10 protein-coding genes are annotated in these 14,490 nt (G+C 60.4%); 5 read left to right on the top strand and 5 right to left on the bottom strand.

Annotation, left to right across the window (positions count from 1 at the left end; all coding sequences use genetic code 11):
- Positions 1-134: 134 nt before the first annotated feature.
- Positions 135-1,211, bottom strand: a complete 1,077-nt coding sequence (locus GQX66_RS19315) for a DUF748 domain-containing protein (RefSeq protein WP_240870537.1) — start codon at positions 1,209-1,211, stop codon at positions 135-137.
- Positions 1,212-1,339: 128 nt separating this feature from the next.
- Here GQX66_RS19315 and cysK point away from each other — a divergent pair, with 128 nt between their 5' ends.
- Together cysK and GQX66_RS19305 are read left to right on the top strand one after the other, a co-directional pair.
- Positions 1,340-2,314, top strand: a complete 975-nt coding sequence (gene cysK / locus GQX66_RS19310) for a cysteine synthase A (RefSeq protein WP_085747195.1) — start codon at positions 1,340-1,342, stop codon at positions 2,312-2,314.
- A 186-nt stretch (positions 2,315-2,500) separates the two neighbouring features.
- Positions 2,501-3,439: an aspartyl/asparaginyl beta-hydroxylase domain-containing protein gene (locus GQX66_RS19305; protein ID WP_085747194.1), complete on the top strand. Its 939-nt coding sequence runs from the start codon at positions 2,501-2,503 to the stop codon at positions 3,437-3,439.
- Positions 3,440-3,495: 56 nt separating this feature from the next.
- On the opposite strand, the gene GQX66_RS19300 is transcribed toward GQX66_RS19305, so the two are convergent.
- Together GQX66_RS19300 and GQX66_RS19295 are read right to left on the bottom strand one after the other, a co-directional pair.
- The gene (locus tag GQX66_RS19300; protein WP_102685988.1) at positions 3,496-3,696 is read right to left on the bottom strand and encodes a hypothetical protein; all 201 of its coding nucleotides are present in this window, start codon (positions 3,694-3,696) and stop codon (positions 3,496-3,498) included.
- A complete protein-coding gene (locus tag GQX66_RS19295) occupies positions 3,693-4,238 on the bottom strand; it encodes a hypothetical protein (protein WP_039772608.1) in 546 nt (181 codons plus the stop codon). Before GQX66_RS19295 ends, GQX66_RS19300 begins: the two co-directional genes overlap by 4 nt.
- A gap of 450 nt (positions 4,239-4,688) precedes the next feature.
- Between GQX66_RS19295 and GQX66_RS19290 the strand changes: the two genes are divergently transcribed.
- Complete coding sequence (locus tag GQX66_RS19290) at positions 4,689-5,552, top strand: DMT family transporter (protein ID WP_169429295.1); 864 nt, start codon at positions 4,689-4,691, stop codon at positions 5,550-5,552.
- 57 nt (positions 5,553-5,609) lie between these two features.
- Here GQX66_RS19290 and GQX66_RS19285 read toward each other — a convergent pair whose 3' ends face one another.
- Both GQX66_RS19285 and GQX66_RS19280 read right to left on the bottom strand, forming a co-directional pair.
- On the bottom strand, positions 5,610-6,518 hold the full coding sequence (locus tag GQX66_RS19285) for a DMT family transporter (protein ID WP_240870535.1): 909 nt from the start codon (positions 6,516-6,518) through the stop codon (positions 5,610-5,612).
- Positions 6,519-6,602: 84 nt separating this feature from the next.
- Positions 6,603-8,228, bottom strand: coding sequence for a methyl-accepting chemotaxis protein (locus GQX66_RS19280; RefSeq protein WP_129972837.1), 1,626 nt, complete (start codon positions 8,226-8,228; stop codon positions 6,603-6,605).
- Between the two features lie 407 nt (positions 8,229-8,635).
- Here GQX66_RS19280 and aceK point away from each other — a divergent pair, with 407 nt between their 5' ends.
- Both aceK and hrpA read left to right on the top strand, forming a co-directional pair.
- A complete protein-coding gene (gene aceK / locus GQX66_RS19275; protein ID WP_129972836.1) occupies positions 8,636-10,357 on the top strand; it encodes a bifunctional isocitrate dehydrogenase kinase/phosphatase in 1,722 nt (573 codons plus the stop codon).
- Between the two features lie 135 nt (positions 10,358-10,492).
- Positions 10,493-14,404, top strand: a complete 3,912-nt coding sequence (gene hrpA / locus GQX66_RS19270; protein ID WP_240870533.1) for an ATP-dependent RNA helicase HrpA — start codon at positions 10,493-10,495, stop codon at positions 14,402-14,404.
- Positions 14,405-14,490: the final 86 nt, after the last annotated feature.

The raw sequence follows: 14,490 nt of genomic DNA, 5'->3' as shown, positions 1-14,490 counted from the left end.
CGGGGGCGAAATAATCGGATGCCCGACTATAACGCGCGGCCCGGTCGACTGTGAACGCAGACGGCTTATTCAGTCTCTGAATGGGGCGTCACATGTTGACTCAGTTTCGGCCGAGAGCGAGTTGAGCAAGCGCGCTATCCGGCATCCGGCTTCGGCCGTTCATACCGGGCATTGAAGGCCTGGATAAATCCGTTGCGCAAAATCTGCAAAAACGCTTCGAACGCGTTGATATCTTGCTGGTGCACGCTGCCGCTGAGTTCGACCCGGGTGGCAAACTGGTTCTTGCCCTGGTTTTTCAGCACGGTTTCGGTGCCGCCGACCAGTGCTTCCCAGATCGAACGGAAGATCCCCTTGTTCTTGTTCTCGACATCCTGCTGCCAGTTGAATACGTCGACGTCGCGCAGCAGCGGTTTGATGTAGCCCTTGAGCTGGCCCTTGGTCGCGGCGGCTTCGATGACCACATCGCCGTGGCCGGCGTTGAAGTCGAACTTGCCGTAGGCCGAGGCGAAGTCGTTCATGCGCTTGAGTTCGATATCCCGGGCCCGCAGGCGAAATTCGAAATCTTCGAAATTGCTCAACGGGTCGAAGGTGGCTGTGGTTTCCAGCGGCGCATGGCCCAGCAGAAGGGCTTTGCCCTCGAAGCGGGCGTCGCGTTTGCCCTTGGTGTCGACCACGTTGGTCAGGTTGAAGATGCTGGCGTCGATATTGGTCGCATTCATGTTCACCGGTGGTTTGGAGTTGAAGTTGCGAAAGCTGATCCGCCCATCGCTGATCTGCACTTCGTCGAGCGTGATAGGCAACAGTTTGCCCAGTTGCTCACGCCAGTCGGTGCCCTGACCGGTCTGGGAGTTCTGCTTGTTGGCACCACCATCGACGAAGTTCACCTGAGGTTTAAAGAATTTCACCTGTGCCACGACAGCATGGTCGTACCAAAGCGAGTGCCAACTGACAGACAGGTCGATAACCGGCGCATCGACGAATGGCACCGGCACCTTGCCGTCGGCCTTGACGATTTTCAGGCCATTAATCTTGTAGGCTCCGCGCCAGAGCGCCAGGTCCACGTCGGTGATCTGGCCGCGGTAGTCGCCCATGTTGGCCAGCTTGTCGTTCAGATAGTCGCGCACGAGGTAGGGCAGGGCGATGTGCAGGGCGACCAGCAACACCACAACAGTGGCAAAAATCCACAATGGCCAACGGTAGCGACGCTTCATGGCAGCAAATTCCGAACGATGTAAAGCGATTGACTGCCGCCTGCCGCAGACGTTCGGCCCGACTGGACTGACACGGGCAACAGGCTTACCTTGGAAGGCTGAATTCAACGCTGCACAAGGACCCAGCCATGAGCCGTATTTTTGCTGACAACGCCCATTCCATCGGCAACACGCCGTTGGTGCAGATCAACCGCATCGCGCCCCGTGGCGTGACCATTCTGGCCAAGATCGAAGGTCGCAACCCGGGCTACTCGGTCAAGTGCCGGATTGGCGCCAACATGATCTGGGACGCCGAAAGCAGCGGCAAACTCAAGCCGGGCATGACCATCGTCGAGCCGACCTCCGGCAACACCGGCATCGGTCTGGCCTTCGTGGCGGCCGCTCGCGGTTACAAATTGCTGCTGACCATGCCGGCCTCGATGAGCATCGAGCGGCGCAAGGTGCTCAAGGCGCTGGGCGCCGAACTGGTGCTGACCGAGCCGGCGAAAGGCATGAAGGGCGCTATTGAAAAGGCCAACGAAATTGTAGCCAGTGACACGGGCAAATACTTCATGCCCGCTCAGTTCGATAACCCGGCCAACCCGGCTATCCACGAAAAAACCACCGGCCCGGAAATCTGGAATGACACTGATGGCGCCATCGATGTGCTGGTGGCGGGCGTCGGCACCGGCGGAACCATTACCGGCGTGTCGCGGTATATCAAGAATACGGCGGGCAAACCGATTCTGTCGGTGGCGGTGGAGCCGGTGTCTTCGCCGGTGATTACCCAAGCGCTGGCAGGTCAAGAAATCAAGCCGAGCCCGCACAAGATTCAGGGGATTGGCGCCGGTTTCGTGCCGAAGAACCTTGATCTGTCGATGGTTGACCGGGTCGAGCTGGTGACGGACGACGAATCCAAGGCCATGGCCCTGCGCCTGATGCAGGAGGAAGGGATCCTGTGCGGTATTTCCTGCGGTGCGGCCATGTCGGTGGCGGTGCGTCTGGCGGAGACGCCGGAAATGCAGGGCAAGACCATTGTGGTGGTGCTGCCCGACTCTGGTGAGCGTTATCTGTCGAGCATGCTGTTCAGTGATCTGTTCACCGATCAGGAGAACCAGCAGTAAGGGCGCGTTGATTCAGGTCAGCCAAGGTTCAGGATCGTTATGTTAAGAAGTGCTTTGTTGCGCAATTCTTAACACTGAATCTTGAGTCGGGCGGGTTTTTCCCGGAGCCGGTAGTGTTTATCATGGCCGGCCGCCATCTCGGGTAAATGGCATGGCGTGGCGTTGTCTTATTTCAAGGAGTTGTTGATGACCTTTTCGTTAGCCGCCAAGGTGTCGGTGTTGCTGCTGTTTGTGGGCAGCATCCTCTACGTGCATTTGCGCGGCAAGGCGCGTTTGCCGGTGCTGCGTCAGTTCGTCAACCACTCGGCGCTGTTCGCTCCATATAACGCCTTGATGTACCTGTTCTCCGGCGTGCCGTCCAAGCCGTATCTGGACCGCAGCAAGTTTCCGGAACTGGACGTGTTGCGCGATAACTGGGAAACCATTCGCGACGAGGCGATGCACCTGTTCGACGAGGGTTATATTCGCGCCGCCGAGAAGAACAACGACGCCGGTTTCGGCTCGTTCTTCAAGAAGGGCTGGAAGCGTTTCTACCTCAAGTGGTACGACAAACCGCTGCCTTCGGCCGAAACCCTGTGCCCGAAAACCGTGGCGCTGGTCAGTGCCATCCCCAACGTCAAAGGCGCGATGTTCGCGTTGTTGCCGGGCGGCAGCCATTTGAACCCGCACCGCGATCCGTTCGCCGGTTCCCTGCGTTATCACCTCGGCCTGTCGACGCCGAACTCCGACGACTGCAGGATCTTCGTCGACGGTCAGGTCTACGCCTGGCGCGACGGTGAAGACGTGATGTTCGACGAAACCTACGTTCACTGGGTCAAGAACGAAACCGACAAGACCCGCGTCATCCTGTTCTGCGACATCGAGCGTCCCCTGAGCAATCGCCTCATGACCCGCATCAACCGCTTCATCAGCGCCTGGCTGGGCCGTGCCACGGCACCGCAGAACCTCGACGACGAGCGCGTCGGCGGGATCAACCAGGCTTACGCGTGGAGCAAGAACTTCAGCGACAAGTTCAGCGGTGGGGTCAAACAGTGGAAACGCCGCAATCCGAAGGCCTACCGCGTAATGCGGCCGGTGCTGGCGGTGGTGGTGTTGACGTTGCTGGGGTATTGGCTGTTTGGTTGAGGCTGGAATTAAAAGCATAAAAAACCGCTCGTTTGAGCGGTTTTTTGTTTTCGGAATCAGGGACGGCCAGCAAGTAAGCTTGGTTCATCGATAGCGGTGCCGGTTGCAATGATCTGTAAGAGCCGTCGTTGACTGGCTGTCAGAACCGCCGGATCAGATTCACCCCTTATTGCATGCGCTTTTTTCTTCCTGGGGGATTTTTTTATTTCTTTGCGCATATTCCCACCTTGGTTGATCAATATTTGAGCTTTTTTCACAATACTAGGCTCCCTACTGTTTTGACAAGGCGACCCTCGTTATCCAAACCGAAGCCGAGTTGTTCGTAAATTGGTATTGCTCCCTGGAATGGTTCTTGAGCCTCGATCAAGCTACTGCCAATGATGCGGGCGTATTGCTCAATTGCCAGAACGGATAGCGGTGCAACACGGTTTTTCAATGGATGTGTTTCTCTTGGCCGCCCCTCCAGTCGTACGATTCGGATGCGTTGTCGACTTTTATTCGGGTTGGCGAAGCAAAGTCCGCACAGTTCAGATTCAAACCAGATTGCGATGTCGAGAGCGAGAGGTTCGCGCGCTTTCCATCCAATGACTTCTTCCCATGAAAAATGTGGGCTCTCCCAACACTCAAAAGCACTCAGTGCCAACGAGTCGATGGGTTCGAAACGTACTTTCGAAAGGTCAAGCGTTGTGGGGCCAGCCATCTCCAGGTCAATCTGGAGTTGAGTCGTGGCAAGGCGGGCAAGCTTCCTGGCTTGCGATTTGTACAACTGATACCGCAGATGATTCCGTTCCCTTGGCATTTGATCTCGCGCATTCCATGTCCCCCATCAATGGTCGTTGCAATTGCAAACGAGCCTATGCGCCTGCCTCCTGCCTGTCGCTACTGGCCCTTTGTCCAAGTCGTTGCAATCCATGTCCCGCGCTGGTTATAGTCGGCGCTCGTGAGTCCCACGACTCACCTTTCAACCCTTCAAAAAAGATCAGCCCAGATGCCTGCATCCCTCATCAACGCGGTAGTCGATTCAGCGGTCAACGCTGGCGTCGTGCCGTGCGGGAATCAGCAGCCTGTGCAGATCAGTCATTACCCTCCACCTGTCAGTAGCACGCCGGTGTGCGCAGTCGTATCACCGCCGGGCGTTGGTGTTTCGGGCTGATCAGCGTTTCCTGCTGACCCCTGTGCCCGCCTGAAAAAACCTACTGAATTTCAGCTTCGGCTGAGTTGGCTATTTGCCTGACTACAGGTGGTATTCATGTTTGTCCTTTCGAAAAAGTCCGCGCTCGCGGCGGCGTCCACGAGCCTGTTCGTTCTGCTGTGGAGCAGCGGGGCGATCTTCTCCAAGTGGGGGCTGGCCCACGCTTCGCCCTTTGCCTTTCTGCTAATCCGTTTTGTGATCGCCCTGTGCGGGCTGGTACTGCTGGCGCCATTGCTCAAGCTGAAATTGCCCAAGGGCGGCCAACCGATGCTGTACGCGATGGCCACCGGCGTGGTGCTGTTGGGGGCTTATCAGATCTTCTATCTGCTGGCGCTGGATCTAAAAGTCACGCCCGGGGTGATGGCGACCATCATGGGCGTGCAGCCGATTCTCACGGTGGTGATCATGGAGCGGCAGCGCTCGGCGAGCCGGATGTTTGGGCTGGCGTTGGGATTGGCCGGGTTGATCATGGTGGTTTACCAGGGCATCGGTCTGGCCGGGATGTCGCTGGCGGGAATGTTGTTCGGGCTGCTGGCGCTGGCGAGCATGACCTTCGGTTCGATCATGCAGAAGCGCATCACCGACAACCCTCTCGGCACGCTACCGGTGCAGTATCTGGCGGGGCTGTTGCTGTGCGGGATCTTCGTGCCGTTTCAGCCGTTCCACTTCGAGCACAGCGCCGGTTTCATCGTGCCGGTGTTGTGGATGGGGCTGGTGGTTTCCGTGCTGGCGACGTTGCTGCTGTATCGACTGATCGCCCGGGGCAATCTGGTGAATGTCACCAGCCTGTTTTATCTGGTGCCGGCCGTGACGGCGGTGATGGACTATCTGATCTTCGGCAATCGCTTGGCCGCGTTGAGCGTGCTGGGGATGCTGTTGATCATCGTCGGTCTGGTGTTCGTGTTCCGTAAATCGGCGTAACCGCCGCGCATGAAAAAGGCCCGGTAGGAAACTCCCGGGCCTTTGTGCATCTGCGAATCAGCGGGCGGTGATTTCTGCCGGTTTCACCACGGCGGGTTTCAGCACCAGCCACAGCGCAATCGCGATCAAGACCCCGCCATACACGTGCGCCATCGACAGCGGCTCATCGAGAAAAAGCGCCCCCCACAGCACGCCGAACGGCGGAATCATGAAGGTCACGGTCATCGACTTCACCGGCCCGATGGAACTCAGCAGGCGGAAGTAAATGATGTAGGCAAACGCGGTGCAGCCCAGACCCAGGCCCAGCAGCGACAGCCAGACATTCCAGCCACCCCAGCTCACCGGCGGTTGAGTGATGACGCTGTATCCGAACAGCGGCAACAGGAACAGGGTCGCACCGAGCATGCTGCCCAGCGCCGACAGACGACTGTCGAGCCCGCCGGCCTGATCCAGCCAGCGTCGGGCGAGGAACCCGGCGAAGCCATAGCAGGTGGTCGCGAGCAGGCAGGCAACGGCGCCCATCAACAGTGGCAGATCGAACGCGACCGGGCCGGCGCGGGTCAGCACGCCCACCCCGAGCAGGCCGAGGAACACCCCGGCGAGTTTGGCCAGCGTCAGTTTTTCACTGAAGAACAACCCGCCGATCAACACGCCCATCAACGGCGTGGTGGCGTTGAAGATCGCCGAATAACCGGCCGGCAGCACCTGGGCGGCAACTGAATACAAGGTGGCCGGAACGCCGGAGTTGATCACGCCAAGCATCATCACGGTCTTGAGCTTGCCTTTGAAATCCCAGCTGATGCGCATCAGCCCGAGGATGACCAGCAAGCCGACGGCGGCGATGGAAACGCGGAAGAATCCGGTCGGAACCGTACCGATCGCGGGAGCGATGATGCGCATGAACAGGAAGCTCGCGCCCCAGATGGCAGCCAGCGACAACATGCGGAAAATATCGACAGGGCTCACGGGCCACTCCTTCCTTGATCGGGACGAGAGTGTTGCCGAGGGCCCCGGCGATGGCAACCGCTATTCGGGCATTTAATTGTCTGATCAGATCACGAAGCGCGTCACCAATCCGTTCAGGTCGACGGCCAGCCGTGACAGTTCCTGGCTGGCGGCAGACGTCTGGGTGGCGCCGGCAGCGGTCTGGGTCGACAGATCGCGGATGGTCACCAGGTTTTCGTCGACTTCCCGGGCCACCAACGCCTGTTGCTCGGCGGCGCTGGCGATCACCAGGTTGCGCTGGTTGATCTGCGAGATCGACGCGGTGATTTTCTCCAGAGCCTGGCCGGCGCTGTTGGCCCGGCGCAGGGTGTGGCTGGCCTGCTCGGCGCTGGTTTGCAAAGCGCCGACGGTGGCGCTGGTGCCTTGCTGAATGCTGCTGATCATCAGCTCGATTTCTTCGGTGGAGTTCTGCGTGCGCTGGGCCAGCGAGCGGACTTCATCGGCAACCACCGCAAAACCACGTCCAGCCTCGCCGGCCCGCGCGGCTTCAATGGCGGCGTTCAGGGCAAGCAGGTTGGTCTGCCCAGCGATGCCGCGAATCACTTCCAGAACCTTGCTGATGTCCTGGGCCTGGGTCGCAAGGCCCTCGGCCTGTTCGGATGCACCGAGCACCGCGCTGACCAGTTCCTGAATCGAACTGATGGTTTCGCTGACCTGCACATGCCCATGCTTGCTGTCCTCGTTCGAGGCTTCGGAGGCTTCGGCACTGGACACCGCATTGGCGGCCACTTCATCGACGGCCGTGCTCATCTCGGTAACCGCAGTGGCAGCCTGTTCGATCTGGTCATTCTGCTGTTGCAGGCCGCGGGTGCTTTGCTCCATCACCGAACTCATTTCCTCGGCAGCGGAGGCCAGTTGCTGGGCCGACTCGCTGATGCCGCGAATGGTCGAGCGCAGGTTGCCCTGCATCTCGGCCAGCGCCGTGAGCAACTGCGCGGCTTCATCGCGACCCTCGCTGTCGATGCGACCGCTGAGGTCTCCCGAAGCAATCCGCCGCGCCACGTTCAGCGCCTGATTGATCGGCGCAGTGATGCTGCGGGTCAGCAACCAGGCCAGCAGCAAAGTGGCAATCAGGGCGATGACGATGATTGTGGCGACGATCCAAAGCGCCTGCTGATACATCGCCGCAGCAGACTTGGCGGCGGTATCCGCACCTTGCTGATTGAGGTTGATCATTTGCTCCAGCGTTTTGTCGAGTACCCTGCCTTGGGGCGCCAGTTCATTGTTGAGGCGCGTGTAGGCCAGTTCGCTTTGTCCGGCGTCGAGCTGTTTGATGATCTGGTCGAGGATGCTCAGGTACTTGGCCGTATCGGCGCTCAGGCTATCCAGCATTGCCCGTTCCTGATCGTTGGCGATCAGGGCTTTGTGGTCGTCGAGGCGTTTGAGCAATTCCTGGCGTTGCGCGGTGAGAAGGCCCTTGCTGCGTTCGCGAACGGCAGCCTGGGTGCTGGTGATCAGGCGCAGGGATTCGAGGCGGATGCTGGCGATGTTCGCCGCCGCGTCATGGATGCTTTCTATGCTGGGCATCCACGACTCTTCGATCACCGCCGCGCTTTCGCGCAGGGTTTTCATCTGGCCCAGACCGAACAGGCCAACCACCACCAGCAGACTGGCCAGAACGGCAAAACACAAACTGGCGCGCAAACCGATGCGCAGATTCCGGATAGACATCAATGTGCTCCTTGGGCGTTTGGGGAGAGGTCGTCCTCGTGAGCCGAGGATCTTGTTGTGAGGCGGGTGATGGCGGGATGTATATCAAAGTGCCATTATCTTGGTAAGGCCAGTCGCTGACGGGAATGGACAGGCATGAACAACTCGGGCAAAAGCGCGGGCTAGAGATGTCGCCGCTGAATTGGATCCGAAACCCAGAGAAGACGCGGGCTGGCGCCCAGTGGTGGGGGGAACCGAAGTGGGTGTTTATTGACCGAACGGTCGATTAAAAAAACTTTGATAAAAACTGTGTCGTTGTACAAGCCGCAAGAGGATTTGGCAGAAATTGCGCTTCTCCTGCGCCCGCTTCCGTGGCTAAGCTCAGGCCTTCGAGCACAGATTCTCCAATTCCCGCAGAGGTCTCATCTATGCCGCAGCAATGGCCAGCCACCGACATCGCCCGTCTGATCCTCGATGGCTTTGACGATTACCGCGAGCATTTCCGGCGGATCACCGACGGCGCCCGGGAGCGTTTCGAGCAGGCCCGCTGGCAGGACACGCAAACCGCGTCGGCGGCGCGGATCAACCTCTACGAAGAAAAGGTCGGTGAAACTGTCGCCCGCCTGCGCGAGTATTTCGAGCCGGACACCTTGATGGACGTCACCTGCTGGCCACTGGTGAAAAGTGCCTACATCAGCATCATCGACCTGCGCTTCGACGATGAGCTGTCCGAGACCTGGTACAACTCGATTTTCTGCGGCCTGTTCAGCCACGACCTGATCAGCGACGGCTGCATGTTCATCCACACCACCCGCCCGAGCCTGCGTCGGGCCCGCGCCGCGCAAACCCGCACCTATAAACCGCAAGGGCAGATATCGGGCATGCTCGCGAGCATCTTTGCCGATTACCGGTTCAACGAGGCCTACGCCGATCTGCCCGGTGACTTGCATCGCCTGGAAGCGCAACTGCGCGAGAATCTGCCGGACTGGGTGTGCAAGGATCCGGAACTGAGCGTCGAGCTGTTTTCCTCGGTGCTGTACCGCAACAAGGGCGCGTACCTGGTCGGGCGCATCTACACCAACGACGATCAATGGCCGCTGGTGATTCCGCTGCTGCACCGCGAGGGGCGGGGGATTCAGATCGACGCTCTGATCACCGACGAAGCCGACGTGTCGATCATCTTCTCGTTCACCCGTTCGTATTTCATGGTGGATGTGCCGGTGCCGGCCGAGTTCATCGGCTTCCTCAAGCGCATCCTGCCGGGCAAGCACATCGCCGAGTTGTACACCTCGATCGGTTTCTACAAGCACGGTAAATCCGAGTTCTACCGGGCCCTGATCAATCACCTGGCCAACACCGACGACCAGTTCATCATGGCGCCGGGCGTACGCGGCATGGTCATGAGCGTGTTCACGCTGCCGGGCTTCAACACCGTATTCAAGATCATCAAGGACCGGTTCTCGCCGTCGAAAAACGTCGACCGCGCCACAGTGATCGAGAAGTACCGACTGGTGAAAAGTGTCGACCGCGTTGGGCGCATGGCCGATACCCAGGAATTCGCCGACTTCCGGTTTCCCCTGAGCAAGTTCGAGCCGGCGTGCCTGGCGGAACTGCTGGAAGTCGCGCCGTCCACGGTGTCGCTGGAAGGCGAAACGGTGTTGATCCGCCACTGCTGGACCGAACGCCGGATGACTCCGCTCAACCTGTATCTGGACAACGCCAACGAAGCCCAGGTGCGCGAAGCGCTGGAGGACTACGGGCTGGCGATCAAGCAACTGGCGGCGGCCAACATCTTCCCCGGCGACATGCTGCTGAAGAACTTCGGCGTCACCCGCCATGGTCGGGTGGTGTTCTACGACTACGACGAGATCTGTTTTCTCACCGAAGCGAACTTCCGCCACATCCCGGCGCCGCGCACGCCGGAGGACGAAATGGCCTCCGAACCGTGGTATTCGATCGGGCCGCTGGATGTGTTCCCCGAGGAGTTTCCGCCGTTCCTGTTTGCCGATTCGGCGCAGCGCAAATTGTTCGATCAGCTGCATGGCGAGTTGTACAACGCGGATTACTGGAAGGGATTGCAGGAGGCGATTCGGGAGGGGAAAGTCATCGACGTCTTTCCGTATCGGCGAAAGGGCCTCGATAACGAATAAAGCAGCCGCAAGCAGCAAGCTACAAGCCTCAAGTCAAACGCCGCTTTCAACTTGCGGCTTGTAGCTTGCCGCTTGTAGCTGCTTTTCTGCGACAATCGCGTCCTTGCGCCACTAGACGACCGAATTGCGTACCCGATGACCGACGAATCGCCCTCCATCGACAAACTGCTGAAAAACCTCGATCACGCCATGCTCGCCGACCGCCACCGGCTGCGGCGGCAGTTGCTTGAGCTGCGCAAGAAACCCGACGAGGCCAAGCTGGCCCAGTGGGTGGCGCGGATGCAGGCGTCCTGCGATCAGGTGCTGGCGCGCAAGGCCAGCCTGCCGGTGATCCGTTACGACGACAGCCTGCCGATCGCGGCCAAGCGTGACGAAATCAAGAAGGCCCTGGAAAAGCACCAGGTGCTGATCATCGCCGGCGAAACCGGCTCGGGTAAAACCACCCAGTTGCCGAAAATCTGTCTGGAAATCGGTCGCGGCCAGCATGGTCTGATTGGCCACACCCAACCTCGGCGGATCGCAGCACGCAGCGTGGCCAGCCGGGTGGCCGAAGAACTCGGCACGCCGCTGGGCGCACTGGTCGGCTATCAGGTGCGCTTCGAAGACCAAAGCGATTCGAACACCCTGATCAAACTGATGACCGACGGCATCCTGCTGGCCGAAACCCAGAACGATCGCTACCTCGAACGCTACGACACGATCATCGTCGACGAAGCCCACGAACGCAGCCTCAACATCGACTTCCTGCTCGGTTACCTGAAAACCCTGCTGCCGCGTCGTCCGGACCTGAAAGTCATCATCACCTCGGCGACCATCGATCTGGAGCGTTTCTCCAGGCATTTCGACGATGCGCCGATTGTCGAAGTGTCCGGCCGCACCTTCCCGGTTGAAACCTGGTATCGCCCGCTGACGCTTGAGCAGGACGAAGAGGGCAACCGTGTCGAGGACGACCTGACCGTCGATCAGGCGATCCTCGCCACCCTCGACGAAATCGCCGCTTACGAGCGTAGCGAGCGCCGCAGTCCCGGTGACGTGCTGGTGTTCCTGCCCGGCGAGCGCGAGATCCGCGACGCCGCCGACATGCTGCGCAAGGCCCAGCTCAAACACACGGAAATCCTGCCGTTGTACGCGCGCCTGTCGCCGGCCGAGCAGCAGCGGATTTTCCAGTCGCACCCGGGTCGTCGTGTGGTGCTGGCAACCAACGTCGCCGAAACCTCGCTGACCGTGCCGGGCATCCGTTATGTGATCGACAGCGGCACCGCGCGCATCAGCCGCTACAGCTACCGCGCCAAGGTTCAGCGGCTGCCGATCGAAGCGATTTCCCAGGCCAGCGCCAACCAGCGTAAAGGTCGCTGCGGCCGGGTCGAGCCGGGCATTTGTGTGCGCTTGTACAGCGAAGAGGATTTCCTCGGTCGCCCGGAATTTACCGATCCGGAAATCCTGCGTACCAACCTCGCTGCGGTAATCCTGCAGATGCTCCATCTGCGCCTCGGCGAGATCACTGATTTCCCGTTCATCGAGCCGCCGGACGGCAAGGCGATCAGCGACGGTTTCAACCTGCTGCAGGAATTGTCGGCGGTGGATCGCAACAGTCAGCTGACCCCGCTCGGTCGCCAACTGGCGCGCCTGCCGGTGGACCCGCGCATGGGCCGCATGCTGCTGGAAGCGGCGAAGCTCGGCAGCCTGCAGGAAGTGCTGATCGTCGCCAGCGCCATGTCGATTCAGGACCCGCGCGAGCGTCCGCCGGAGCGTCAGCAAGCCGCTGACCAGGCCCACGCCCAGTGGAAGGACGCCGATTCGGACTTCGCCGGGCTGGTCAATCTGTGGCGTGGCTTCGAAGAACAGCGCCAAGCGTTGACCGCCAGTCCGCTGCGCAACTGGTGCCGGAAGAATTTCCTCAATTATCTGCGCCTGCGCGAGTGGCGTGATTCCCATCGGCAGTTGAGCCTGATCTGCCGCGATTTGCAGCTGAGCCTCAATAAAGAGCCGGCGGATTATCCGAAGCTGCACAAAGCGGTGCTGGTCGGCCTGCTCAGCCAGATCGGCCAGAAAACCGAGGACGGCGACTATCTTGGCGCCCGTCAACGGCGGTTCTGGATTCACCCGTCGTCGGGCATCGGCAAGAAGCGCCCGCAGTGGGTGATGACTGCCGAACTGGTGGAAACCACCAAGCTCTACGCGCGGATGGTGGCGAAGATCGACGCCGACTGGATCGAGCCGCTGGCCGGGCACCTGATCAAGAAGAACCACTTCGAACCGCACTGGGAGAAGAAGCGCGGCCAGGTCGTCGCGTTCGAACAGATCACCCTGTTCGGCCTGATCGTGGTCGGTCGTCGACCGGTGCATTACGGCCCGGTGGATCCGGTGGTTTCGCGCGAGCTGTTTATTCGTGAAGGTCTGGTGCGGGGCGAGATTCAGTCCCGGGCCAAGTGCCTGACCGCCAACAAGCAATTGCTCGAACAGCTCGACGAACTGGAGGCCAAGGCCCGTCGCCGGGACATTCTCGCCGACGAGGAAACCCTTTACGCGTTCTATGACGCGCGGCTGCCGGCGGAAATTCACCAGACCGCGACGTTCGACAGTTGGTATCGGGTCAACAGCCAGAAAGACCCGCAACTGCTGATCATGCGCGAGGAAGACGTACTGGCCCGCGAAGCCAGCGAAGTCACCGCCCAGCATTACCCGGACACGCTGCACATCGGCGATCTGGAACTGGCCCTGAGTTACCACTTCGAACCGAATCACCCGCGCGACGGTGTGACCCTGCGAGTGCCGGCGCCGCTGTTGCCGATGCTGCCGCCGGAGCGCCTGGAATGGCTGGTGCCGGGGCTGATCGAGGCCAAGTGCATTGCGCTGGTGCGCAACCTGCCCAAGGCCCTGCGCAAGAACTTCGTGCCGGTGCCGGACTTCATCAAGGCCGCGCTGCAACGCATGACGTTTGCCGAAGGTTCGTTGCCGCAAGCGCTGGGCCGCGAACTGCTGCGCATGACCGGCGCGCGGGTCAGCGATGAGGCCTGGGCCGAAGCGGCGCAGCAGGTTGAAAGCCATCTGCGGATGAACCTGGAAATCGTCGACGGCCAGGGCAAGTTCCTTGGCGAAGGACGGGATCTGGCGGAACTGACCGCACGTTTCGCCGAAGCCAGCCAGGCCGCGTTGGCCGTGCCGCAGAGTGCGAAAAGTCAGCAACCGGTGGAGGCCAAGGTCTTCGCGCCGGTGGCGGAAAAGACTCAGCAGAAGATCGCCGGGCTGTCGATGACGGTCTATCCGGCGCTGGTGGAAGAGGGCGGCACGGTCAAGGAAGGGCGCTTCTCGACCCCGGCCGAAGCCGAGTTCCAGCACCGCCGCGCCTTGCAACGTCTGTTGATGCAGCAACTGGCGGAACCGGCCAAGTTCCTGCGCGGCAAGTTGCCGGGCCTGACCGAACTGGGCCTGCTCTACCGCGAACTGGGTCGGGTCGATGCACTGGTCGAAGACATTCTGCTGGCCAGCCTCGACAGCTGCATTCTCGACGGCGAAGACCCGTTGCCGCGTGACGGCGCAGGACTGGCGGCACTGGCCGAGCGCAAGCGTGGCAGCTGGACCGAGCACGCCGAGCGCGTGGCACGTCTGACCCTGGAAATCCTCAAGCTCTGGCACGGCCTGCAAAAACGCTTCAAGGGCAAGATCGACCTGGCTCAGGCGGTGGCGCTCAACGACATCAAACAGCAGCTCAGTCATCTGGTGTATCCGGGGTTCGTGCGGGAAACGCCGATGCTCTGGCTCAAGGAGTTGCCGCGCTACCTGAAAGCCGTCGAGCAGCGTTTCGAGAAACTGGGCGCGCAGGTGCAGAAGGATCGGGTGTGGAGCGGCGAACTCGCCGGGCTCTGGACGCAATACCAGACCCGCGCCGCCAAACATGCGCAGGAAGGCAAACGCGATCCGCAGCTCGAGCTGTATCGCTGGTGGCTGGAGGAGTATCGGGTTTCGCTGTTCGCCCAACAGTTGGGGACGAAAGTGCCGATCTCCGACAAACGGCTGAACAAGCAGTGGAGCCAGGTCGAACAGTGACACTGATCGTTCCCACGTCGAGGCGTCGAACCGTCTGCGTGGGAATGCCTTCGGGGACGCTCCGCGTCCAGTGACGCGGAGCGTCA

Source organism: Pseudomonas sp. B707 (assembly GCF_022496685.1).
GTDB classification, from domain to species: Bacteria; Pseudomonadota; Gammaproteobacteria; order Pseudomonadales; family Pseudomonadaceae; genus Aquipseudomonas; species Aquipseudomonas paraglycinae.
This window is presented reverse-complemented; position numbering and strand designations above follow the sequence as displayed.

Bases quoted from the DNA above. Each gene is read 5' to 3' on its own strand.
- GQX66_RS19315 (WP_240870537.1), bottom strand. From the start codon at position 1,211: ATGAAGCGTCGCTACCGTTGGCCATTGTGGATTTTTGCCACTGTTGTG.
- cysK (WP_085747195.1), top strand. From the start codon at position 1,340: ATGAGCCGTATTTTTGCTGACAACGCCCATTCCATCGGCAACACGCCG.
- GQX66_RS19305 (WP_085747194.1), top strand. From the start codon at position 2,501: ATGACCTTTTCGTTAGCCGCCAAGGTGTCGGTGTTGCTGCTGTTTGTG.
- GQX66_RS19295 (WP_039772608.1), bottom strand. From the start codon at position 4,238: ATGCCAAGGGAACGGAATCATCTGCGGTATCAGTTGTACAAATCGCAA.
- GQX66_RS19290 (WP_169429295.1), top strand. From the start codon at position 4,689: ATGTTTGTCCTTTCGAAAAAGTCCGCGCTCGCGGCGGCGTCCACGAGC.
- GQX66_RS19280 (WP_129972837.1), bottom strand. From the start codon at position 8,228: ATGTCTATCCGGAATCTGCGCATCGGTTTGCGCGCCAGTTTGTGTTTT.
- aceK (WP_129972836.1), top strand. From the start codon at position 8,636: ATGCCGCAGCAATGGCCAGCCACCGACATCGCCCGTCTGATCCTCGAT.
- hrpA (WP_240870533.1), top strand. From the start codon at position 10,493: ATGACCGACGAATCGCCCTCCATCGACAAACTGCTGAAAAACCTCGAT.